General features: G+C 66.4%; 25 protein-coding genes. 15 read left to right on the top strand and 10 right to left on the bottom strand.

All coding sequences use genetic code 11. The annotated features are described in order from the left end of the window. Positions 1-117: 117 nt before the first annotated feature. From AC4NN3_RS18100 to greA, 10 genes are all read left to right on the top strand, one after another. A complete protein-coding gene (locus tag AC4NN3_RS18100; RefSeq protein WP_491928487.1) occupies positions 118-1,386 on the top strand; it encodes an NADH:ubiquinone reductase (Na(+)-transporting) subunit A in 1,269 nt (422 codons plus the stop codon). Continuing rightward, a complete protein-coding gene (locus tag AC4NN3_RS18095) occupies positions 1,383-2,192 on the top strand; it encodes an RnfABCDGE type electron transport complex subunit D (protein ID WP_491928486.1) in 810 nt (269 codons plus the stop codon). The genes AC4NN3_RS18100 and AC4NN3_RS18095 overlap by 4 nt, the downstream gene beginning before the upstream one ends. Beyond that, positions 2,185-2,991 carry an NADH:ubiquinone reductase (Na(+)-transporting) subunit C gene (gene nqrC / locus AC4NN3_RS18090; RefSeq protein WP_491928485.1) on the top strand — a complete coding sequence of 269 codons (807 nt, stop codon included), beginning with the start codon at positions 2,185-2,187 and terminating at the stop codon, positions 2,989-2,991. Before AC4NN3_RS18095 ends, nqrC begins: the two co-directional genes overlap by 8 nt. Next, positions 2,988-3,647: an NADH:ubiquinone reductase (Na(+)-transporting) subunit D gene (locus AC4NN3_RS18085; RefSeq protein ID WP_491928484.1), complete on the top strand. Its 660-nt coding sequence runs from the start codon at positions 2,988-2,990 to the stop codon at positions 3,645-3,647. The genes nqrC and AC4NN3_RS18085 overlap by 4 nt, the downstream gene beginning before the upstream one ends. Then, entirely contained in the window at positions 3,644-4,246 is a 603-nt protein-coding gene (gene nqrE, locus AC4NN3_RS18080; RefSeq protein WP_491928483.1) for an NADH:ubiquinone reductase (Na(+)-transporting) subunit E, read from the top strand. Before AC4NN3_RS18085 ends, nqrE begins: the two co-directional genes overlap by 4 nt. Then, entirely contained in the window at positions 4,246-5,460 is a 1,215-nt protein-coding gene (nqrF, locus tag AC4NN3_RS18075) for an NADH:ubiquinone reductase (Na(+)-transporting) subunit F (RefSeq protein ID WP_491928482.1), read from the top strand. The genes nqrE and nqrF overlap by 1 nt, the downstream gene beginning before the upstream one ends. Positions 5,461-5,462: 2 nt before the next feature. Next, positions 5,463-6,422, top strand: a complete 960-nt coding sequence (locus tag AC4NN3_RS18070) for an FAD:protein FMN transferase (protein WP_491928481.1) — start codon at positions 5,463-5,465, stop codon at positions 6,420-6,422. An 11-nt stretch (positions 6,423-6,433) separates the two neighbouring features. After that, positions 6,434-6,601, top strand: coding sequence for a hypothetical protein (locus tag AC4NN3_RS18065; protein WP_491928480.1), 168 nt, complete (start codon positions 6,434-6,436; stop codon positions 6,599-6,601). Further along, entirely contained in the window at positions 6,594-6,995 is a 402-nt protein-coding gene (locus AC4NN3_RS18060) for a CBS domain-containing protein (RefSeq protein ID WP_491928479.1), read from the top strand. The genes AC4NN3_RS18065 and AC4NN3_RS18060 overlap by 8 nt, the downstream gene beginning before the upstream one ends. A 137-nt stretch (positions 6,996-7,132) precedes the next feature. Further along, positions 7,133-7,615, top strand: coding sequence for a transcription elongation factor GreA (gene greA, locus AC4NN3_RS18055; RefSeq protein ID WP_491928478.1), 483 nt, complete (start codon positions 7,133-7,135; stop codon positions 7,613-7,615). 135 nt (positions 7,616-7,750) lie between these two features. Here the strand turns inward: greA and AC4NN3_RS18050 are convergent, their stop codons facing one another. Next, positions 7,751-8,089, bottom strand: a complete 339-nt coding sequence (locus tag AC4NN3_RS18050; RefSeq protein WP_491928477.1) for an HU family DNA-binding protein — start codon at positions 8,087-8,089, stop codon at positions 7,751-7,753. 202 nt (positions 8,090-8,291) lie between these two features. On the opposite strand from AC4NN3_RS18050, the gene rirA reads away from it, so the two are divergent. Then, positions 8,292-8,753, top strand: coding sequence for an iron-responsive transcriptional regulator RirA (rirA, locus tag AC4NN3_RS18045; protein ID WP_491928476.1), 462 nt, complete (start codon positions 8,292-8,294; stop codon positions 8,751-8,753). Positions 8,754-9,032: 279 nt separating this feature from the next. Next, positions 9,033-10,847: an ABC-F family ATP-binding cassette domain-containing protein gene (locus AC4NN3_RS18040; protein WP_491928475.1), complete on the top strand. Its 1,815-nt coding sequence runs from the start codon at positions 9,033-9,035 to the stop codon at positions 10,845-10,847. Here the strand turns inward: AC4NN3_RS18040 and AC4NN3_RS18035 are convergent. Next, on the bottom strand, positions 10,844-11,893 hold the full coding sequence (locus AC4NN3_RS18035; RefSeq protein ID WP_491928474.1) for a LacI family transcriptional regulator: 1,050 nt from the start codon (positions 11,891-11,893) through the stop codon (positions 10,844-10,846). The genes AC4NN3_RS18040 and AC4NN3_RS18035 overlap by 4 nt on opposite strands. Positions 11,894-12,416: 523 nt before the next feature. Here AC4NN3_RS18035 and AC4NN3_RS18030 point away from each other — a divergent pair. Next, positions 12,417-12,635 carry a hypothetical protein gene (locus AC4NN3_RS18030; RefSeq protein WP_491928473.1) on the top strand — a complete coding sequence of 73 codons (219 nt, stop codon included), beginning with the start codon at positions 12,417-12,419 and terminating at the stop codon, positions 12,633-12,635. Between the two features lie 48 nt (positions 12,636-12,683). On the opposite strand, the gene AC4NN3_RS18025 is transcribed toward AC4NN3_RS18030, so the two are convergent. The 5 genes from AC4NN3_RS18025 to AC4NN3_RS18005 all read right to left on the bottom strand — a co-directional run bounded on the left by AC4NN3_RS18025 (position 12,684) and on the right by AC4NN3_RS18005 (position 15,496). After that, positions 12,684-12,881, bottom strand: coding sequence for a hypothetical protein (locus AC4NN3_RS18025; RefSeq protein WP_491928472.1), 198 nt, complete (start codon positions 12,879-12,881; stop codon positions 12,684-12,686). Then, a complete protein-coding gene (locus AC4NN3_RS18020) occupies positions 12,868-13,017 on the bottom strand; it encodes a hypothetical protein (protein WP_491928471.1) in 150 nt (49 codons plus the stop codon). The genes AC4NN3_RS18025 and AC4NN3_RS18020 overlap by 14 nt, the downstream gene beginning before the upstream one ends. 83 nt (positions 13,018-13,100) lie before the next feature. Continuing rightward, positions 13,101-13,667, bottom strand: coding sequence for a ribose 1,5-bisphosphate phosphokinase PhnN (locus AC4NN3_RS18015; protein ID WP_491928470.1), 567 nt, complete (start codon positions 13,665-13,667; stop codon positions 13,101-13,103). 3 nt (positions 13,668-13,670) lie between these two features. Next, positions 13,671-14,807 carry an alpha-D-ribose 1-methylphosphonate 5-triphosphate diphosphatase gene (locus AC4NN3_RS18010; protein ID WP_491928469.1) on the bottom strand — a complete coding sequence of 379 codons (1,137 nt, stop codon included), beginning with the start codon at positions 14,805-14,807 and terminating at the stop codon, positions 13,671-13,673. After that, positions 14,804-15,496, bottom strand: a complete 693-nt coding sequence (locus AC4NN3_RS18005) for a DUF1045 domain-containing protein (RefSeq protein WP_491928468.1) — start codon at positions 15,494-15,496, stop codon at positions 14,804-14,806. The genes AC4NN3_RS18010 and AC4NN3_RS18005 overlap by 4 nt, the downstream gene beginning before the upstream one ends. Positions 15,497-15,607: 111 nt before the next feature. Here AC4NN3_RS18005 and AC4NN3_RS18000 point away from each other — a divergent pair, with 111 nt between their 5' ends. Then, a complete protein-coding gene (locus AC4NN3_RS18000) occupies positions 15,608-16,861 on the top strand; it encodes a glycerate kinase type-2 family protein (RefSeq protein ID WP_491928467.1) in 1,254 nt (417 codons plus the stop codon). Between the two features lie 91 nt (positions 16,862-16,952). Then, positions 16,953-17,891, top strand: a complete 939-nt coding sequence (locus AC4NN3_RS17995; RefSeq protein WP_491928466.1) for a Gfo/Idh/MocA family protein — start codon at positions 16,953-16,955, stop codon at positions 17,889-17,891. A gap of 191 nt (positions 17,892-18,082) precedes the next feature. On the opposite strand, the gene AC4NN3_RS17990 is transcribed toward AC4NN3_RS17995, so the two are convergent. The 3 genes from AC4NN3_RS17990 to AC4NN3_RS17980 are packed head-to-tail and all read right to left on the bottom strand — an operon-like array spanning position 18,083 to position 19,928. Beyond that, positions 18,083-19,021, bottom strand: a complete 939-nt coding sequence (locus AC4NN3_RS17990; protein ID WP_491928465.1) for an aldo/keto reductase — start codon at positions 19,019-19,021, stop codon at positions 18,083-18,085. A gap of 17 nt (positions 19,022-19,038) precedes the next feature. Then, entirely contained in the window at positions 19,039-19,563 is a 525-nt protein-coding gene (locus AC4NN3_RS17985) for a hypothetical protein (RefSeq protein WP_491928464.1), read from the bottom strand. Then, positions 19,536-19,928, bottom strand: a complete 393-nt coding sequence (locus AC4NN3_RS17980) for a VOC family protein (protein ID WP_491928463.1) — start codon at positions 19,926-19,928, stop codon at positions 19,536-19,538. Before AC4NN3_RS17980 ends, AC4NN3_RS17985 begins: the two co-directional genes overlap by 28 nt. Positions 19,929-20,107 lie beyond the last annotated feature (179 nt).

The raw sequence follows: 20,107 nt of genomic DNA, 5'->3' as shown, positions 1-20,107 counted from the left end.
ACTGCGCGGCAGTGTAGGGCCAAAACCGCAACCCGCCATGATCCAGATCAATTTTTCCGCGCCCTGCACTGTTAACCTCTTGGCAGAGAACAAATCGGATGGATGGGAAACCACGGCATGGCAGGTGGCCACAGGGCAGTGCGGATCCGCCAGGGGCTCGACCTTGATTATGCCGGCGCGCCCCGGCAGGTCATTGATGAAACGGTGGCGGTGACCGCGGTGGCCGTCCTGGGCAGCGATTATCCCGGCCTGCGGCTGGAGCCGCTGGTGGTGCCGGGCGCCCGGGTGCAGGCGGGCCAGCCAGTGCTGCGCGACCGCCGGCAGCCTGAACGACTGGTGGTGGCGCCGGCTGCCGGCACGGTCGGCGAGGTCAGGCGCGGCCCCCGCCGCAGCATCGAGGCGGTGACCATCGCCGTCGGGGACGCGGCCGGCGTGGACTTCCCCCTGCCCACGACCCTTGACCGCTCCGCGCTTGTCAGCCTGCTGCATGCTTCCGGGCTCTGGGCTGGCATTCTGAGCCGCCCCTTTGGCCGGCCGGCCGACCTCGAGGCCACGCCGGCAGCGCTGTTTCTCACCGCTATGGACAGCCGGCCGCACGCCGCCGATGCGGCCATGGTGATCGCCGAACACCTGCCCTGGTTCCAGCGTGGCGCCGCGGCCTTGCGTCTGTTGACGCCCGGCCCCTGCTATCTGTGTCACGAGGCTGCGCACAGCCCGGCGCCGCTGAGCGATATCACCCCGGTCGGCTTTGCCGGCCCGCACCCTGCCGGTCTGCCGGGCACCCATATCCATCACCTGCACCCGGTCAGCCGCACCCCCGGCGTGGTCTGGCAGATCGGCTATGCCGACGTCATCGCGCTGGGCCATCTGCTGGTAACTGGGCAGGTCTGGACCACCCGCATCATTGCGCTTTCGGGGCCGGCCGTCACCGACCCGGTGCTGCTGCGCGTGCCCCCGGGCGCGCGCCTGCACGATCTGGCCGCCGGCCGGCTGGTCCAGCCGGCCGTGCGGCTCTATTCCGGCTCGGCGCTGGACGGGCGGGTGCAGGATTTTCTGGCGCGCGACCATCTGCAGGTCTTTGCCCTGCACCATCACGCGCCTGCCGCCCCGCTGCCGCCGCTGCTGCATCGGCTGCAGGCCTGGATGGGCGCGGGCATTCCCGCCCTCATCCCCAATGGCGTGCATGAGCGCGTTGCCCCGCCCGGCATCCTGCCCATTCTCCTGCTGCGCGCGCTCAGCACCGGCGATGTCGATATGGCGCGCCAGCTGGGCGCGCTGGCTCTGGTCGAGGACGACATGGCGCTGCTCTCCCATGTCGATGGCGCCGGCGCCGATTACGGCACCATGCTGCGGGTCGTGCTCGATGAATTGGCGCCCCAGCCATGATCGGCACCGCTGATACCATTGCGCGTCGCGAGCCGCTCGGCCAGATCTGGGGCCGCAGTGCGCTGCCGGCCCTGCTCGGTCTGGCCCTGCCCCTCCTCATGCTGACGCTTGCCCAGGGCGCTGGCCTGTGGGGGCGGCTGGCGCTGATAGCGGCTGTCGTGCTGGGCCTGCAGCTGGCCTTTGCCGTGCTGCGCCGGCACAGTGTTGACCTGCATGGCCTGGTCACCGCGATCGTCATCGCCCTTGCCGTGCCGGCGGAAGCGCCGCTCTACCAGCTGGTCCTGGGCACGGCTTTTGGTGTCGTGATCGGCGAACAGGTGTTTGGCGGGCGGGGCCGCTCCTTCCTGCATCCCGCGGTGGTCGCACTGGCCTTCCTGACCTTTTCCTTTGCCGACCAGGACTACCGCACCGGCCCCGATCTGGCGGCCTGGACTCTGCTGCCGGCGCTGCTCCTCATGGTGGCCAGCGGTCAAGCTGCCTGGCGCCTGCTGCTGTCCGCTGCTGGCACGCTGCTGTTGCTGGCAGCTCTGGCCGGCAATGCCGAGCCCTGGACGGTCCTGGCGCCGGGCGGCGTGCTGCTGGTGCTGCTCTACCTGGGGGCCGATCCGGTCGCCTCGGCATCGACCAATCCGGGCCGCTGGGCCTATGGCGCGCTGCTCGGCCTGCTCGCCAGCCTCTTCGGCCAGGTCGGGCCGGGCTTTGGCGCCATGGTCTTTGCCACCCTGCTCGGCGCCATCTTCGCCCCGCTGCTCGATCGCCTCGTCATCATGGCTCACCAACGTATCCAGGAGCGGCGTCATGGCTGATCAAGCGCCCCGCGGCCCCTGGCAACGCTTCCTCGCCCGTCCCAATGGCGATCGTGGCAAGACGCTGGGCGTGGCCTTTCTCGTCGCCCTGGTCTGCGGCCTTGCCATCTCGACCGCGGCCGTGAGCCTGCGTCCGCTGATCGCCGCCAATGTCGACGCCGAGCGGCAGGCCCGTATGGCCGCCATGCTGGCCGACCTGCCCGGCATTGGCGACATCCTGGCCGAGACCGGCGCCGGGGCGGTCGATCTGCAACTGGTCGACCTGGCCAGCGGCACCCTGGTCAGCGACCGCGACCCGGCCAGCTATGACCCGCTGGCCGCCGCCGCCGATCCCGCCATGAGCACGGAACTATCGCGGGCCGAGGACTTTGCCGGGCTCGGGCGGCGCGAAAACATTGCCCCGGTCTATATCGTGCGCCGCGACGGGGCGCTGGCTCTGCTCGTGCTGCCGGTGCGCGGCGCCGGCTATGGCGGCATGATCAAGGCCTATCTGGCGCTGGAGGGTGACCTCGATACCGTGGCGGCCTTCACCGTCTATGAGCAGAGCGAAACCCCCGGCCTGGGCGGCCGCATCACCGAGCCGGACTGGCAGGCCCAGTGGGCCGGCAAGCAGCTTGCCCAGGATGGCGCGGTGGTCATCGAAGTGGTGCGCGGCGACGCCAGCGGCCCCCATGAGGTTGCGGGCATTTCGGGCGCCTCGGTCACCGGCTATGCCGTCACCGACATGGTCCAGTTCTGGCTCGGCCCGGCCGGCTATGGTCCTTTTCTCGAACGCCTGCGGGCAGGAGACACGCCATGATCAAGAGTCTGCGCACGCTCACCGATCCGCTCGTCGAGAACAATCCCGTCACCGTCCATATTCTGGGCATCTGCTCGGCGCTGGCCGTCACCACCGCGATGTCGACGGCCCTGACCATGTCGATCGCCCTGACCCTGGTGCTGGTTGCCGCGGCCGGCATCATCAGCCTGATCCGCGCGCATATTCCTGGCGCCATCAGGCTGATCGTCCAGATCACCATCATCGCCGCCCTGGTCATCGTCGCCGACCAGCTGTTGCGCGCCTTTGCCTATGAGATGAGCCAGCGGCTGACGGTCTTCGTCTCGCTGATCGCCACCAATTGCATCGTGCTCGGCCGCACCGAGGCCTTTGCCCTGCACAACCCGCCCGGCCCCAGCATGCTCGACGCCCTGGGCAATGGCCTGGGCTACAGCGCCGTGCTGCTGCTGGTCGCCTTCATCCGCGAACTGTTCGGCTCGGGGAGCCTGTTCGGCATCAACCTGCTGCCCCTGGTGGCCGATGGCGGCTGGTACCAGCCGCTGCGCCTGATGCTGCTGGCGCCCAGCGCCTTCATCATCCTGGGCCTGCTGATCTGGGCCATACGCAGCCTGCGGCCGCACCTGGCTGAAGGGCGCGAATTCGTGCTGCGTCATGCGCCGCGGGAGACCCGCACATGATCGAGCTCTTCCAGCGGTCGATCTTTGAGGAAAATCTGGCGCTGTCCTTCTTCCTGGGCATGTGCACCTTTCTGGCGGTGTCGCGGCGCATCGAGACTGCCTTTGGCGTCGGCCTGGCGCTTATCGTCGTGCAGGCCATCAGCGTGCCGCTCAACAACCTGCTCTATACCCATATCCTGGCCGATGGCGCGCTGGCCTGGCTGGGCCTGCCCGATACCGATCTGGGCTTCATGCGCCTGATCACCTTCATCGCCATCGTCGCCGCCCTGGTGCAGGTGCTCGAAATGCTGCTCGACCGCTTCGTGCCGGGCCTGCATCGCGCGCTGGGCATCTACCTGCCGCTGCTGACGGTCAACTGCGCCATTCTGGGGGGCAGCCTGTTCATGGTCGAGCGCCAGCTCGACCTGCCCGAAAGCGTGGTCTTTGGCCTCGGCACCGGCATCGGCTGGGCCCTCGCCATCGTCACCCTGGCGGCCATCCGCGAGCGCCTGCGCTATGCCAATGTGCCCAGGGGGCTCGAAGGGCTGGGCATTGCCTTCATCGTCGCCGGTCTCATGTCCATGGGCTTTTCCGCCTTTGTCGGCGTGCGGGTGCTGTGATGGAGATTCTTGTCGCCGCCGGGTTCACCGTCCTGCTCATCGTCATTCTGGCCGCCCTGCTGCTGCTGGTGCGCGCCGTGCTGCTGCCGTCCCGCCCGGTGACCATCACCCTCAATGGCGACCGTCCGATCGAGACGCTGACCAATCTGCACTTGCTCGAGGCGCTCAATGCCAATGGCATAGCCGTACCCTCCGCCTGCGCCGGCGCCGGCAGCTGCGGCCTGTGCCGGGTCACGGTGACGGGCGCCGAGCCGGCTTTGCCGACCGAACTGGCACTGCTGTCGCGCCAGGAGCTCCGGGACAATGTCCGGCTGGCCTGCCAGGTGGTGGTGCGCGGCCCGCTCGCCGTCACCGTGCCCGACGACATCCTCAATGTGACGCGCTTTGACTGCACGGTGGTCTCGAGCATCAGCCTCACGCCGCTGATCAAGGAAATCGTGCTGGCGCCGCCGGCGGGACTGGATTTTGCCCTGCGTCCGGGCGGCTTCGTGCAGGTGACCGCGCCGCCCTACCGGCTCGACTTTGCCGATATCGCCCTGGCGCCGCCGCACGCCGCCCATTGGGAGCGCCTCGGCCTGCGCCGGCTTGCCGTCCACAGTACCGAACCGGTGACCCGCGCCTATTCGGTGGCCAACCGGCCGCAGGACCAGGGCAGGATCGTGCTCAATATCCGCCTGGCCGAGCCGCCCCCGGCCCGCCCGGACGTGATGCCGGGCATCGTCTCGTCCTACCTGTTCGGCCTGGCCGCGGGCGACAGCGTCGCCATCTCCGGCCCCTATGGGCATTTCGGCGCCACCGACACCAGCAAGGAAATGATCTTCATCGGCGGCGGCGTCGGCATGGCGCCGCTGCGGGCCATCATCCACGATCAGCTCGAAGCCCGCGCCTCGGGGCGCACCATCAGCTTCTGGTATGGCGCCCGCAGCCGCAGCGAGCTCTATTATGCCGACCAGTTCGAGGAGCTGGCCCGCCGCCACGCCAATTTCCGCTTCGTGCCGGCGCTCTCCGAGCCGAGCCCGGCCGACCTCTGGGACGGCCAGGTCGGCTTCATCCACGATGTCGTGCTGCGCGCCTATCTCAGGGATCACCCGGCCCCCGAAGACTGCGAATATTACCTCTGCGGCCCGCCCCTGATGATCGGCGCCGTCTATGCCATGCTCGATGCCTGCGGCGTCGAGCGCACCGCCATCTTCAACGACGATTTCGGGAGCTAGCCATGTCTTTGACCCGACGCCGCCTGCTGCTGGGAGCCGCCGCCACGCTGCTGCTCCCCGCTCTGCCCGGCCAGGCCGACGAAATCCGCCTTTCCGGCCGCGCCTATGGCACGTCCTGGCAGGTCCGTCTGCATCTGGCCGGCGATGTCACGGCCCTGGCGCATGAGCTCAAGGCCCTGCTCGACCGGGTGGACGCCGCCATGAGCCCGTTCCGCCCCGACAGCGCCCTCTCCCGCTTCAATCGCGCCCCGGCCGGCTGGCATGAGGTCGATCCCGATCTGGCCTTGGTCACCGCCGAGGCGCTGCGCATTGCCGCCCTCACCGCGGGCGCCTTTGACCCCAGCGTCGGCCCCGATGTCGGCCGCTACGGCTTCGGCCCGATCCTGGGCACACGCAGCGGCACTTTTGCCGATTTTGCTGTCGCCGGCACGGCCATCCACAAAAGCCGGCCCGACCTGACCCTCGACCTCTGCGGCATCGCCAAGGGCTATGCGCTCGACCTCATGGCGCAGTGCATTGCCGCTGCCGGCTTCCCCGCTTTCGTCGCTGAACTGGGCGGCGAGGTCATCGCCCGCGGCGCCGATCCCACGGGCGCGCCCTGGCGCATCGGCATCAGCGATCCGCTGGGCGGCAAGCTGCGCGCCGTGGTCGATACAGGCGGCCTGGCCCTGGCCACCTCCGGCGACGCCATCAATGCCTATGAGGTTGCCGGCCGGCGCTATAGCCACATCATCGACCCGGGCACCGACCAGCCGCTGCACAACACCGTGGCCTCGGTCTCGGTCTTTGCCGACAGCGCCATGACCGCCGACGCACTGGCCACCGCCCTGATGGTGATGGGCACCGGGCCCGGCCTGCGCTTTGCCGATGCCCAGGGCCTGGCCGCCCTCTATCTCGACCGCGTGCCGACCGGCCTGCATGCCACCGGCAGCCGCGCCTATGCCCGTCACGTCAGCAGCTGAGGAGCGCCGCCATGTCCACCATCCTTGCCGCCATCGTCCTTGTCGCGCTCGCCATGCTGGGCCTGGCCATCGGGCTGGCTTTCGGCAAGCCGCCGCTGCAGCGCGACTGCGGTGGCCAGGACTGCCAGAAGGCCTGCGCCGGCTGCGACCGGATCAAGGAGGCGCTGTCTCATGACTGAACCGCTGCTCACCGTGGGCGATTGCATGAAGGTCGATCTGGTGACCCTCTCGCCCGGCACCGAAATCGTGCGTGCCGTCGCCATTCTGCTCGACAACAAGGTATCGGGCGCCTGCGTGCTGGATGAGGCTGGCACGCTGCTGGGCGTGCTGTCCAAGCGCGATTGCCTCAAGGCGGCGCTCAATGCCTCCTATTACAAGCAATGGGGCGGCGTCGTCGCCGACTATATGTCGCCCGATCCGACCACGCTGGATGCCGAGCTCGATCTGGTGGATGCCGCCGAGGCCATGATCGCCAGTTCCTTCCGCCGCTTCCCCGTGCTGCGCGAGGGCCGCTTTGTCGGCCAGATCAGCCGCACCGACGTGCTGGCCGCCCTCAGCGCGCAGTGGCGCTGACGCCTGCGGTTTTTTTCGCCCTGGCGGGTTCGCTGCGGCGCCTGGGGCGTTGTGTCCGGCTGGCAGCGACGCCGGGGCCCGGCTGGACAAGCCGCGCCGCCCCTGCCAGGCATGAGACAACAGGATGGAGATCAGCCGTGAGTGTAGCGTTCACCAAGGAAGACAGTGCCGAGACGGCGGCCGAAACCATGCTGCCCGACCGCCCCATTTCGGCGGCGCCCAACCTGGTCACCGCCGCCGGGCTGACCGCCCTGCAGGAGCAGTTCGATGCCGCGCGCGCCGCTTATGACGCCGCCAGCGCCATCGAGGATGTCAATGAGCGGCGTCGCCAGGGGGCCGGGCCGCTGCGCGACCTGCGCTATTTCGCCGAACGGCTGCGCACCGCCCAGCTCATGCCGCATCCGGCGACGACCGATGTGGTGGCCTTCGGCCACAGCGTGACCTATCGCCGCGACGACGGCGTGGTGCAGACTTATCGCATCGTCGGCGAGGACGAGGCCGACCCGGCTTCGGGTTCGATGTCCTATGTGGCTCCGGTGGCCCAGCGCCTGACCGGCAAGGCGGTCGGCGACATCGTCGAGCTGGGCGACCGCGAGCTCGAGATCATCGCCATTGCCTAGAGCGACTGCAGCAAGACTGGCGCCGCTTTTGCGGTTCGAACACGCCACAAACCAACAGCCAGAGCTATTGAGCCGTTTCACAGCAACGGTGAGACGATCTGGCGCAGGCCTGCCGTGATCGGCCGGCCGGTCCTGTCAGGCGCTCTGGTGAATATCGCCGGCCGGGGCGGACCGGCGCTTTTCCACCTTCTGGTCCAGCGCAGTGCGCAACTGGGCGCTGGGCGTGAACACCACCGTGCTGCGCGGCAGGATGCGGTGTTCCGTGCCGGTGCGCGGATTGCGGCCCAGCCGCTCGGCGCGTTCGCGCACCTGCAGCGAACCGAACGCCGTCAGTTTGACATTTTCACCGGCCATCAGGGCCTCGCCCATCATGGTGAACATCGCCTCGGCCACCGTGGCGACGTCGGCCTTGGCCAATCCTGTGCTTCGCGCTGCAGCCTCGACAAGCGCAGCACGCGTAATGGTCTGGGTCACGCTGCTATTCTCCTCCGTTCTTAAATTCATAGGAAGAATTTAAGCCGCTGTCCAGAGTTTGGCTACGCGAAGAAACATGAACCGACCCATCATGTTTATTGACATATCTTAGAATGATTATAAGCTGGCGCCACATTCTGATCCCGTGATTCAGCTATCGGACAGCGGCACAGTCCCGCCGCCGCCCTTAGAAAGGTCCAAAGTGCGCCTGACCCGCCAGTCCAACTATGCGATCCGTGCCCTGGTCTACTGTGCCGTCAACGAGCCCGGGCTCAGCCGCGTGGCCGATATCGCGCGCGCCTACAATATTTCCGAGCTGTTCCTGTTCAAACTGATCAAGCCGCTGGTGGAAAATGGCCTGCTGGCCACGGTGCGCGGCCGCCATGGCGGCATCAAGCTGGGCAAGCCGGCCGAAGACATCACCCTGCTCGATACCATTCGCCTGACCGAGGAGAACTTCGCGCTGGCCGAGTGCTTCGAGGACGGCGCCGATTGCCCGCTGATCGGCGAATGCGATCTCAATGGAGCGCTGCGCGAAGCCCTGGGCGCCTTCTTTGAGGTCCTGGCCGGCTATACCATTGCCGACCTGGCCAGCAAGAAGCGCTCGATTCGCGACCGCCTCGGCCTCACCACCATGGCCGCGGTGATGGAGCCGGCCCACTAAGGCCGCTGCGCCATCGCGTCCGGGCGATCATCGCCCGGTTTAATATGAGTTTGACACTCATGATTGTTTGTGGTTCTCTGTCTTCATCAGAGGCGACGCCGTGGTTGAATTCTCGACCGCCCCAGTCGCCGCCGAGTTGACGGGGCTTGCTGCTACCGTCTTCCCCGGCTGGTCAGGGTCCTCAACGCCCTGGCCAGCCTTTTTGCTTGCCGGCGATGCAGGGCAGGGCGGCAGCAAACCAGCCTTCCCTTTGTTCCTGTCCTGTGCTCTATCCGCGCCATGGCTGCAGCACCCCTTCTTTCGCTTCAAAATATCAAACTGACCTTCGGTGGCACGACCCTGCTCGAGGGCGCCGAACTGATTGTGTCGCCCGGCCAGCGCATCGCGCTGGTGGGCCGCAACGGCTCGGGCAAGTCGACCTTGCTCAAGATCGCCTCGGGCGATGTGGCGCATGACTCCGGCCTGCGCTTTGTCGAGCCCAGTGCCACCCTGCGCTACCTGCCGCAGGAGCCCGATCTCTCCGCCTATGCCACCACGCTCGACTATGTCGAAGGCGGTCTCGGACCCGGCGATGACGAATATCGCGCGCAATATCTGCTGAGCTCGCTCGGCCTCACCGGCGCCGAGGATCCCAAGACCCTCTCGGGTGGCGAAGGCCGCCGCGCTGCCTTGGCGCGCGTGCTTGCCCCCAAGCCCGATATCCTGCTGCTCGACGAGCCCACCAACCATCTCGACCTGCCCGTCATCGAATGGCTGCAGTCCGAACTCGATTCCATGCGCTCGGCCATGGTGCTGATCAGCCATGACCGTCGCTTCCTCAGCGACCTGACGCGCTCGACCGTCTGGCTCGACCGCGGCGTCACGCGTCGCCTCGACAAGGGCTTCGGCCATTTCGAGGAATGGCGCGATACCGTGCTCGAGGAAGAAGAGCGCGACCGCCACAAGCTCGACCGTCAGATCGTCCGCGAGGAGCACTGGGTGCGCTATGGCGTCACCGCCCGCCGCAAGCGCAATGTCGGCCGCATGGAGCGCCTGGCCGGCCTGCGTACCGATCGCCGCGAGCAGCGCAAGGTCACCGGCTCGGTCAATATGCAGGTTGCCGAGGGCCGCACCTCGGGCGCCCTGGTGGTGGAAGCCGAAAACATTTCCAAGACCTATGGCGACCGCACCATTGTCGGCGATTTCTCGACCCGCGTGCTGCGCGGCGACCGCATCGGCATTGTCGGCCCCAATGGCGCCGGCAAGACCACGCTGATCAAGATGCTGACCGGCTCGCTCAAGCCCGACACCGGCACCATCAAGCTGGGCTCCGCCCTGGAGCTGGCCATGCTCGACCAGGGCCGCGCCAAGCTCGATCCCGATACGCGGCTGCGCGATGCGCTGACCGGCGGCGGCTCCGATACGCTGCAGATCAACGGCCAGCCCAAGCATGTCGTGGGCTATATGAAGGACTTCCTGTTCAACCCCGAACAGGCCAATACCCCGATCGGCAAGCTCAGTGGCGGCGAACGCGCCCGCGTCGCCTTGGCCCGGGCTCTGTCATTGCCGTCGAACTTCCTCGTGCTCGACGAGCCGACCAACGATCTCGATCTGGAAACCCTCGACCTGCTCGAGGAAATGGTCTCCGAATATGCCGGCACCGTCGTCGTGGTCAGCCATGATCGTGACTTCCTCGACCGCGTCGCCACCTCGGTCATCATTGCCGAGGGCAATGGCGGCTGGACCGAATATGCCGGCGGCTATTCCGACATGGTGATCCAGCGGGGCGAGGGCGTGCAGGCCCGTAGCGTCGCCAAGGCGCACCGCCCCGGCAAGACGTCGATGGCGCCCATTGCCGCAGCAACGCCCATGGCCAAGCGCAAGATGAGCTTCAAGGAAAAGCATGCCCTTGAAACCCTGCCCAAGCAGATCGAGGACATCGAGGCCCAGATCGCCGCCATCAATGCGACGCTGAGTGGCCGCGATTTCTATACCAGGGACCCCGAGGGCTTTGCCCAGAAGTCCAAGGATCTGCTCGCCGCCGAAGCCAAGCGGGCCAAGGCCGAAGAGCGCTGGATGGAACTTGAGCTGCTGCGCGAGGAACTCGAAGGCTAGGGCTTAGCGTCCCAGTCGAATACCGGCTCGAGCAGCGCCTGCAGCCCCTCGGTTTCTCCGCCGATGCGCCGCAGCAGCAGCGAGCCGAGCAGCCTTCCGGCGCCGGCAAAGTCCTCGAACACGGTCTCGGCGCCCGGCCGGAACTGCGCAAACAGCTGCGATGACTGCTTGGTCACCACATGCACGTCGCGGCCCACCGTCCGGCCGGCCTCGGTAATGCCGCTCAGCACGGCCAGGGCCGAGACTTCCGAGGCGCAGACCCAGCCATCCGGACCGTCCGGGCGCTTGGTGCGCTTGATCACATAGCTGCGGATGGCGTCGGTCGGGCTGCCCAGATTGACGTCGGCGGCAAACTGATGCTCGATGCCCGCAGCGGCGGCGGCCCGGGCCACCCCGGCCTTGAGATGCTCGGTATAGGTCAGGGCGCTGTCGGGCAGCACGATGGAAACGCGTCGGCAGCCCTTTTCCACCAGCCGCTGCACCGCGCCATAGGCATAGGCCTCATTGTCGAAATCGACATAGGGATGGGCCTCCGGCCAGTTGCTGCGGCCATGGCTGACAAAGGGAAAGTCACTGTCGATCAGGAAGCGGATGCGCTCGTCAAACGCTTCCGACTTGGAAAAGATCACCCCGTCGGCCATGCGGTTGCGCACGATATGCTTGATCGGCTCGATCGGCGCCACATTGCGGAACAGCGGGGTGATGACCAGGTGAAAGGCGGTGCCGCGCAGCGCCTCGGTCAGCCCGCTCACGATGGAGCTGCCAAAGCCATAGATCTGCTCGTCCGGTTCGAGCACCAGGGCAATCACATTGGTGCGGCCGGTCTTGAGCCGCAGGGCGGCGCGGTCGGGCAGGTAGCCCACTTCGGCGGCGACCTTCTGCACCCGGTCGCGCGTTTCCTGGCTCAGTTCGGGCGCATTGTTGAGGGCGCGCGAAATGGTGGTGACGGCAAAGCCGGTCATCTGTGCAATCGTCTTGAGCGTTGGCTTGCCCGATGGCTTGACGCCGCGCGAACCCTTGTCGGCGGGTATATCGTCTTCAGACACTCTCGATTCCCCTCGGCTCGCCTTGCCCGGCGAGACATATTCTGAGCCACGACATCACCAGATTGTGCAGCCCAGCACAAGCGTTTGCAACGTTTGCATATGCCCGGCGCCATTGTGGCGAAACATGAGCCAATGTGTCCGGTTTGCGTTCTGCGACGAAAGTCGAGCAGGTTTTTTCCGCTTTTGTGCTTTCTGCGGCGCGTGGAGTGCTAGCTTTGCCGCGCAAACGGGCTTATGTTTTGCCCATTGCATCGGTAACCACCGATGTTGTGTCGACGCCAACCCGCAGGAAAGGAATGAAGATGACCCCATCCAATACCTTCACCATCCATGCTGGTACCTCGCGCGTACGCACCCACCTGCAAAGCGTAAAACGCTGGCAAGGGTTCTGTCTCAGCAAACGAATGTAACGCGTCACGCATTCGTCTCACTAATCCGATAGACCCCAAGCGTCGCCGGCCCGGATGGAGCACCAGCTGCCCATTCCGCCTCGTCGTCCCGACACGCAAGTAGAGATTCTACCATGCAGGAAAGCAAGTTAGACCGGGCCAAGGCCCACAAGCCCATCGTCATTGCAGTGGCCGGCGAGCCGCTCGGTGTCGTGGTTCCCCATGAGAGCGGCTATCGGTTTCTCGCCGTCAAGCTGCCCGCCTTTGCCATCGATGGCCAGGTCTTTGCCACCGTCGAGCAGGCCCATCTTGCTGTGTCCCAGGCCGTCGGCCAGACCGGCACGGCCGCCTGAGCGCAGGCACAAATAGCAACGCCGGAACCCAGGGGTTCCGGCGCGCTTTCAGTCATCATTGGTCGAATTGAGCTCGCTGGGCCGCTTGCCCTCCGCCATGGGCGGCGGCGGGTCGAGCGCCACCTCGACCGCATCGGCCAGGGCGTCGATATCGATCGCCCCGTCCTGGCCCTGCCGCTGCAACTCGGCGGCCAGCGCCGTCGCTATGGCCTGTCGGCGCAGGCCCGGTTCGCTATCCATTGCCATCGATGGAAATTCCCTGTTCGTTCATGCGGATCTCAACGCCCGGCTGGGCCTGCTGCTGCTGGTAAGAGTAGATGGCAAAGCCGACGATCGCGATCAGCAGGATGGCGATCACGGCATATAGTCCATTGCGGGTCATTGAGAACTCCTGACGCTTGTTCGAAAAGGAACAACGCTCCGATCACGCTTTGGTTCATCCCCGCCGCGTTGGTCATCATGCGTTCATACTTGTGACGAAATGGCGACCAAAGCCATGACAAAGGCGGTCACGCCAATGGCCAGCCGGCCGGAATTGTCGATGATGATCGGATCTATCCCCCGCGGGACGGCCGGGCTCTCGCGCGCCAGCCGGGCGGTGATCTGGTCGCCGCCTTCCCGGCCCAGCCCGATCAGCCTTTGCGCCCGCAGCGAGATTTCTGCCGTCACCAGCACCACCGCGCAGCCGGGATATTTGGCACAGGCCTCGGCGACGGCATGGCGCGCCACGCTGGCCACCACCACCTTGCCCAGGCTGAGATCGGTATCGACACTGATCGGCAGGCCGTAGCGCCGGTTATGCGCATCCCAACACAGGCAGAACCGCCCGCCGAGCTCGGCTCTGGCAAAGTCCTCCGGCGCCATGCCGTCATGCTCGTCGGCATCTGTTCCCGCCGGCCGGGCCACCACGCGCTGCACGAAGACAAAGCGCTTGTCATTGTTCAGGGCGTTTCGTGCCCCCTCGATGATCGTCTTCTTGCCAACCCCCGAAGGGCCAACCACCAGCACCAGTGAACCGAGGGGTCGCGCCATGGACTAGCTGACCCTCTGGCCTTGTCGCCACACGCCGCGCACCATCGGCAGCCCGCCGATCACCCGCACCCGCACCAGATCGGCGCGCTTGCCTACGGCGATCTCGCCCCGGTCATGCAGGCCCGCCGCCCGGGCCGGATTGACCGTCACCGTCGCCAGCGCCGCCGGCAGGCCAAGCCCGTCCACCCGCGCGGGCAGCACGAAGGCAGCCTGCAGCAGGGCATAGGGCACATAATCTGAACTCAGAATGTCCAATAGTCCCGCCCGCACCAGATCGGTCGCCGAGATATTGCCAGAATGCGACTTGCCGCGCACCACATTTGGCGCGCCCATCAGAATGGCCAGGCCCCCGTCATGGGCGGCGGCAGCAGCCTCGAGCGTGGTGGGGAATTCGGCAATGGCGACGCCGTCGTTGATGCCTTCTTCGACATGGGCCAGGGTGGCATCGTCATGGCTGGCCATGGCCAGGCCCAGTTCCCGCGCCCGCGCCACCAAAGCCCGCCGATTGGGGCCGGCATAGCGCTCGTGCTGGGCCAGGGCGGCGGCCAGATAGCGCTCGGTTTCCTCCGGCGTGACGCCCAGCTGCTTGGCGTAAAACAGCTTGTAGGCATCCATCGAGGTAAACTGCCGCTGGCCCGGCGTATGGTCCATCAGCGAGATCAGCCGCGTCGTGGGGTGGTCGCTCAGCGCTTCAAAATGCTCGACCACATCGGCGCTGGGCAGTTCGCAGCGCAGGTGGATCAGGTGCTCGGCCCGCAGCCAGCCGGCATCGCGCGCTCCGCGTACCGCTTCGACCATGCCCCGGGCATGGCCGAACATGTCGGGCAGGTCGAGATCCGAGCCGATGCGCACCGCATCGAACACCGTGGTGATGCCCGAGCCGGCAATCTGCACGTCATGGGCATGCAGCGCCGCCATCGGATCCCAGAACACCCCCGGCCGCGGCCGATAGTGATTTTCCAGGTGATCGGTATGCAGCTCGACAAGGCCCGGGATCAGGTAATCGCCCTCGAAATCCTCGCCCTGCGCCATGGCGCCGCCGGAAATGTCGGCGATGACGCCGTCGGCAAGGCTGAGGCTGCCCTCGATCATGCGGTCGGCCAGCACGATGCGGGCATTGCGGAAGACGGCCTGGCTCATGGCGCGCTGCCCAGCTTGAAATCGGCAATGCGGTTGAACGGCGTGCCGGCATCGGGCTCGTGATAGAGCACCAGCCGGTCCAGCAGCAGCGGTGCGTCGAGCACCGGGGCGAACCAGGTGGTGGCGGCCTGGGTAATCTCGGCTGCCGCCGCGGGATCGAGCCGGTCGCTCAGTGTCATGTGAAAGCGGAACTCGTCGAATATATAGGGATAGCCATAGGCATCGAGCAGCTCTGTCTGGCGCGCACTGAGATTGCGGCTCGCCCTTGCGGCGCGATCCTTGCTCGACATCGGCGCGCGGAACAGGTCGAACCGCTCCACCACATGGGCGGCCAGATCCTGCAGCCCGTCATTGTCATCGACCAGCAGCGCCAGAAAGCCGTCCAGCCCGGCCAGCCGGGGTTTGCCCAGATTGACCGGCTCATGTTCGCTGGCGAATTTATTCAGTTCGGCGCGCAGGTCGGCCTCGCTGGCGCCCTCGACCAGCGCCATTGGCGCCTTGAGCGTGGCGTGGAAACCATAGCGATTGGCCGATTGGGTGAGGTTGAGCAGCCGGTCGCGGTCGATGCCGGCCACCGGCCCGGCGAACAGCTCGCCGGTGCTGCAATCGCGGCCCAGCCAGGTGGCGGCGCGTTCCCACAGGTCGCTGGTCGCGGACGGGGCATAGTAGATTGCGAATCGTTCTGTCATCGGAACTCCTTGACCTGCCGCTAGCCATAGTATGTGTCGGCCGTTTGACACAGGCCATGCTCTTGCTGCTGGCTAGACCTGCCCGCGCCGAATCGCAAGCCGAGAGAGATCATGGACACTACCCTGCTCGAGCAGATGTTCCACGCCGCCGTCGCCCAGGCCCAGCCGGCGCTTGCCGTGGCGCAGAACCTGCCGCCGCGCCCACGGGGCCGCACGGTGGTCATCGGCGCCGGCAAGGCATCGGCGCAGATGGCGCGGGCCTTCGAGCTGGCCTGGACCGGCCCGATCTCGGGCCTGGTCGTCACCCGCTACGGCTATGCCGAACCCTGCGAGCGCATCGAAATCGTCGAGGCGGCCCATCCGGTCCCCGACGAGGCCGGCTTTCTGGCCGCGCGCCGCATCATGGAAACCGTCTCGGGCCTGGGGCCCGATGACCTCGTCGTGGCGCTGATCTCGGGCGGCGGCTCCAGCCTGCTGCCCGCCCCGGCGCCGGGGCTGACGCTCGATGACGAGCAGGCCATCAACCGCGCCTTGCTCGCTTCGGGCGCGCCCATTGCGGTGATGAACCTGATCCGCAACCAGTTCTCCACCATCAAGGGCGGGCGCCTCGCCGCGCGCTGTAGCCCGGCGCGCGTGGCAACGCTGGTGGTGTCCGATGTGCCGGGCGACGATCCGGCCCTCGTCGCGTCCGGCCCCACCATTCCCCTTTCCGGCACCCGCTCGCTCGCGCGCAAATATGTCTCGCTCTATCGCATCGACCTGCCAGCCAGCGCCCAGACGCTGCTGGCGGGCGAGGACAATCCGGCGCCCCTGGCCGGCGACCCGGTGCTGGCGCGCAACACTGTGCGCACCATTGCCTCGGCGGCCCTGTCGCTCGAAGCCGCCGCCACGCTGGCGCGCAGCAGGGGGATCGAGGCGGCCATACTGTCGGATTCCATCGAGGGCGAGGCGCGCGACGTCGCCCAGGTCCATGCCGCCATGGCCAAGGAAATCCTCACCCGCAACCGCCCCTTCACCAAGCCGGTCGTGCTGCTGTCCGGCGGGGAGACGACCGTGACCCTGCGAGGCAAGGGCCGGGGTGGGCGCAATGGCGAATTCCTGCTGGCGCTGGCCATTGCCATCGACGGCGCCGAGGGCATTTCCGCCCTGGCCGCCGACACCGACGGCATTGATGGCTCGGAGGACAATGCCGGCGCCTTTGTCGATGGCGGCACGGCCACGCGTCTGCGCCATGCCGGCATCGACCCGCTGGCGGCTTTGGCCAATAACGACGCCTATACCGCCTTCAAGGCCATTGGCGACCTGCTGCTCACCGGGCCCACCGGCACCAATGTCAACGACTTCCGCGCCATAATCGTGCGCTGATCCGGGCACTCGAAAAAATCATACAAATCCCCTTGGCAGAGCGGGGCTCGCTCTGTTCTATACGCCCGACTTTTCCCCGAGGAGCCAGACCATGGCCAAACGCAAGATCGCCGTCATTGGTGTGGGCAAGATAGCGCAGGACCAGCACCTGCCAGTGATCGAGAACTCGGCCGATTTCGAGCTGGCCGCAACCGTCTCGACCCGCGGCATCGCCCATAACGGCCTGCCGGTGTTCAAGACACCTGCCGAGCTCTATGCCGCCATGCCCGAGATTGGCCTCGTGTCGATCTGCACCCCGCCCGGCATCCGCCATCAATATGTCCGTGAGGCACTCGATGCCGGCAAGGATGTGATGATGGAAAAGCCCCCCACCACCACGATTTCCGAACTCGACGACCTGATCGCCCATGCCAGCCGGCTCGATCGCGTGCTCTACCAGACCTGGCACAGCCAATATAACCCCGCCGTCGACCGGGCCAAGGCGATCCTGGCCGAGCAGGGCGTCACGGCGGCCCGCATTGACTGGCGCGAAAGCGTGCGCAAATGGCATCCCGGCCAGGACTGGGTCTGGGAGCCGGGCGGCTTCGGCGTCTGCGATCCCGGCATCAATGCCCTGTCGATTTTCACCAAGGTCATGCCCTATCCGGTCTTCGTCGCGGCCAGCAAGCTGACCTTCCCGGCCAACCGGCAGACCCCCATCGACGCCGAAATCACCTTCAAGTCCGGCCAGGCGCATCAGCCGGCTTTGTCGGCGGGCTTCAACTGGCTCGAGGAGAATGGCGAGATCTGGACCATCCGCTTCGAGACCGGCACGGGCGACGTCGTCCGGCTCGAGGGCGGCGGGCGCACACTGCGCATCAATGATGAAGTCGTGCTGCAGCATGGCGATGGCGAATACGCCGCCATGTATGACCACTTCGCCGATCTCCTCGACCGGCATGAGACCGATGTCGACGCCGCGCCGCTGCGGCTGATGGCCGACGTCTTCCTGATGGGCGCCCGGGTGAACGGGCCGGACTTCGAATGGTAGGTACCTGATGTTGCAGTCGTCTCCCTCCCCTTGTGGGGAGGGGTCAAGGGTGGGGGGATTTCTCCGGCCATTGCCTATGCGGGAGCATACCCCCACCCTGCTCGATTGAACGGACCCAGCCTGCGCTAAGTCCTATCTCGCTTCCCTCCCCACAAGGGGGAGGGAGGGCCCGGTGCATGGGCTTCTATGGATCACTGACCAGCGTCGGTCAGCAGTTTGAGTTCGTCATCGGCCAGCTTGAGCCGCACGCCCTTGGCCAGGCTCAGCACCTGTTCGACCGATGTGGCCGAGGCGATGGGGGCGCTGACGCCCTTCTGGGCCACCAGCCAGGCCAGCGACACTTCGGCAGGCGTGGCGTCATGGGCCGCCGCGACCGTGTCGAGCGCGGCCAGGATCGCCAGACCCTTGGCGTCGAGATATTTCTCGGCTCCGCCACCGCGCGGCGATTTGCCGAGATCGGCCTTGCTGCGATACTTGCCGGTCAGAAAGCCGGCGGCGAGGCTGTAATAGACCACCGTGCCGAGTTCCTGTTCGGCCACGACATCGGCCAGGGCCGCGAATTCGGCGCGATCATAGAGGTTGAAGCGCGGCTGCAGCACATCGTAACGCGGCAGGGTCTTGATGATGGCGGTCTGCTGCGCATCGCGCACCATCTGGGCGGTATAGTTGGAGGCGCCGAGCACCCGCACCCGGCCAGAGCGGACCAGCGGATCATAGGCGCCCAGCGTCTCCTCATGGCTGGTCTGGGTATCCGGCCAGTGGCTGAAATAGAGGTCGATATAATCGGTCTGCAGCCGCGCCAGCGAGGCTTCGACGCCATCGTGAATGGACTGGGCGCTGAGCCCGCCCGGCTTGTTGGCCGAGTTGACCTTGGTGAAGATATGCAGCGCCTCGCGATTGCCGCGCGCTTTCATCCATTTGCCGATAATGGTCTCGCTCATGCCGGGCGGATTGCCCGGGACCCAGTTGGGATAGCCTTCGGCCGTATCGATGGCGGTGAAGCCGGCATCGACATAGGCGTCCAGTATCCTGAAGCCTTCGGCCTCATCCACGGTCCAGCCGAAGACATTGCCCCCCAGCACCAGCGGTTCGATGACAAGTTCACTGCGTCCGAGCGGTCGGCGGTCCATGAGGGGTCTCCATTTGGCTATTGCTGGGTCTCAACGTCTGGCGCCGTGATCGGTTCGGTTGCCGGCACGCGCGGGGCGCACCAGGCCAGCGCCCGATTGATGGCGTAAAGCGAGCCGTCGAGCGCAATGTGATTGGCTGGCACAGGCGTGCCATCGGCGGGCTCAAGATAGGCTACGGCACCATTGCGCAGATTGTCCAGCACCCAGGTGGTGTCCCCGCTCAGCCGGGCGCCATAGGGCTGGCTGGGCAGGGCGACGAAGCTGCGCGTCTGCTTGTCCACGGTAATGGCCCATACAACCGCATCGCCCTCGATCCGGCTGGTATGGATATGGATGCCGGTCGAAAAATCATCTTCGCAGCGCACCGCCACACAGGCGAAAGCGGTGGGCGTGGAGGCCAGGGCGCAGCCCAGCGTGGCGCGATCACCTTCGCCGGGCAGGGGCGAATAGTGCCAGCCGGCCTCCTGCGCGGCCAGGGGCGTTCCCGCCAGCAGGCCGAGCAGCAGCACCGCGTTCAGCTTTTGGGTTCGATGAGATCCCATTTGTTCCCATAGAGGTCTGCAAACACCGCCACCCAGCCATAGGGCTCGTGCCGCGGCGCTTCGAGGAAGCTGACGTCCTGCGCGACCATTTCGGCATGACTGCGGGCAAAGTCGTTGGTCTCGATAAAGCCCATCACCCGTCCACCGGTCTGGTTGCCCACGGCTTGGCTCTGTTCTGCACCGACGGCTTTGGCCAGCAGCAGGCGTGCGCCGCTACCAGCGGCAGCGCCGATCACCACCCAGCGCTTGCCGCCGCCCATATCCATGTCGGTCAGCACGGCAAAGCCCAGCCGGTCACGGTAAAAAGTGATCGCCGCGTCATAATCGGCGACCACGAGGGTCATGGTTGCGATGGTTTTTGTCATGGGACTATGGATCATCAGGCTCGGCGGCGGGTCAAGCGCCATGCGTGGCGGTCGAACGGATCGGCAGAAAACCGTCCATTGTTGTGGATTCTTCTTCCAGGCGTCATCAGATTGACCAAATGGTCAAACTCCCCCATTGCGCTCCCCCGGATTCTAAGCTTTGTTGACGCCCAAGCCCC

It is taken from the genome of Devosia sp. MDV22-iso42, from assembly GCF_058629155.1.
The sequence above is the reverse complement of the archived record's forward strand: the minus strand, read 5'-3'. Positions and strand labels throughout refer to the sequence as shown.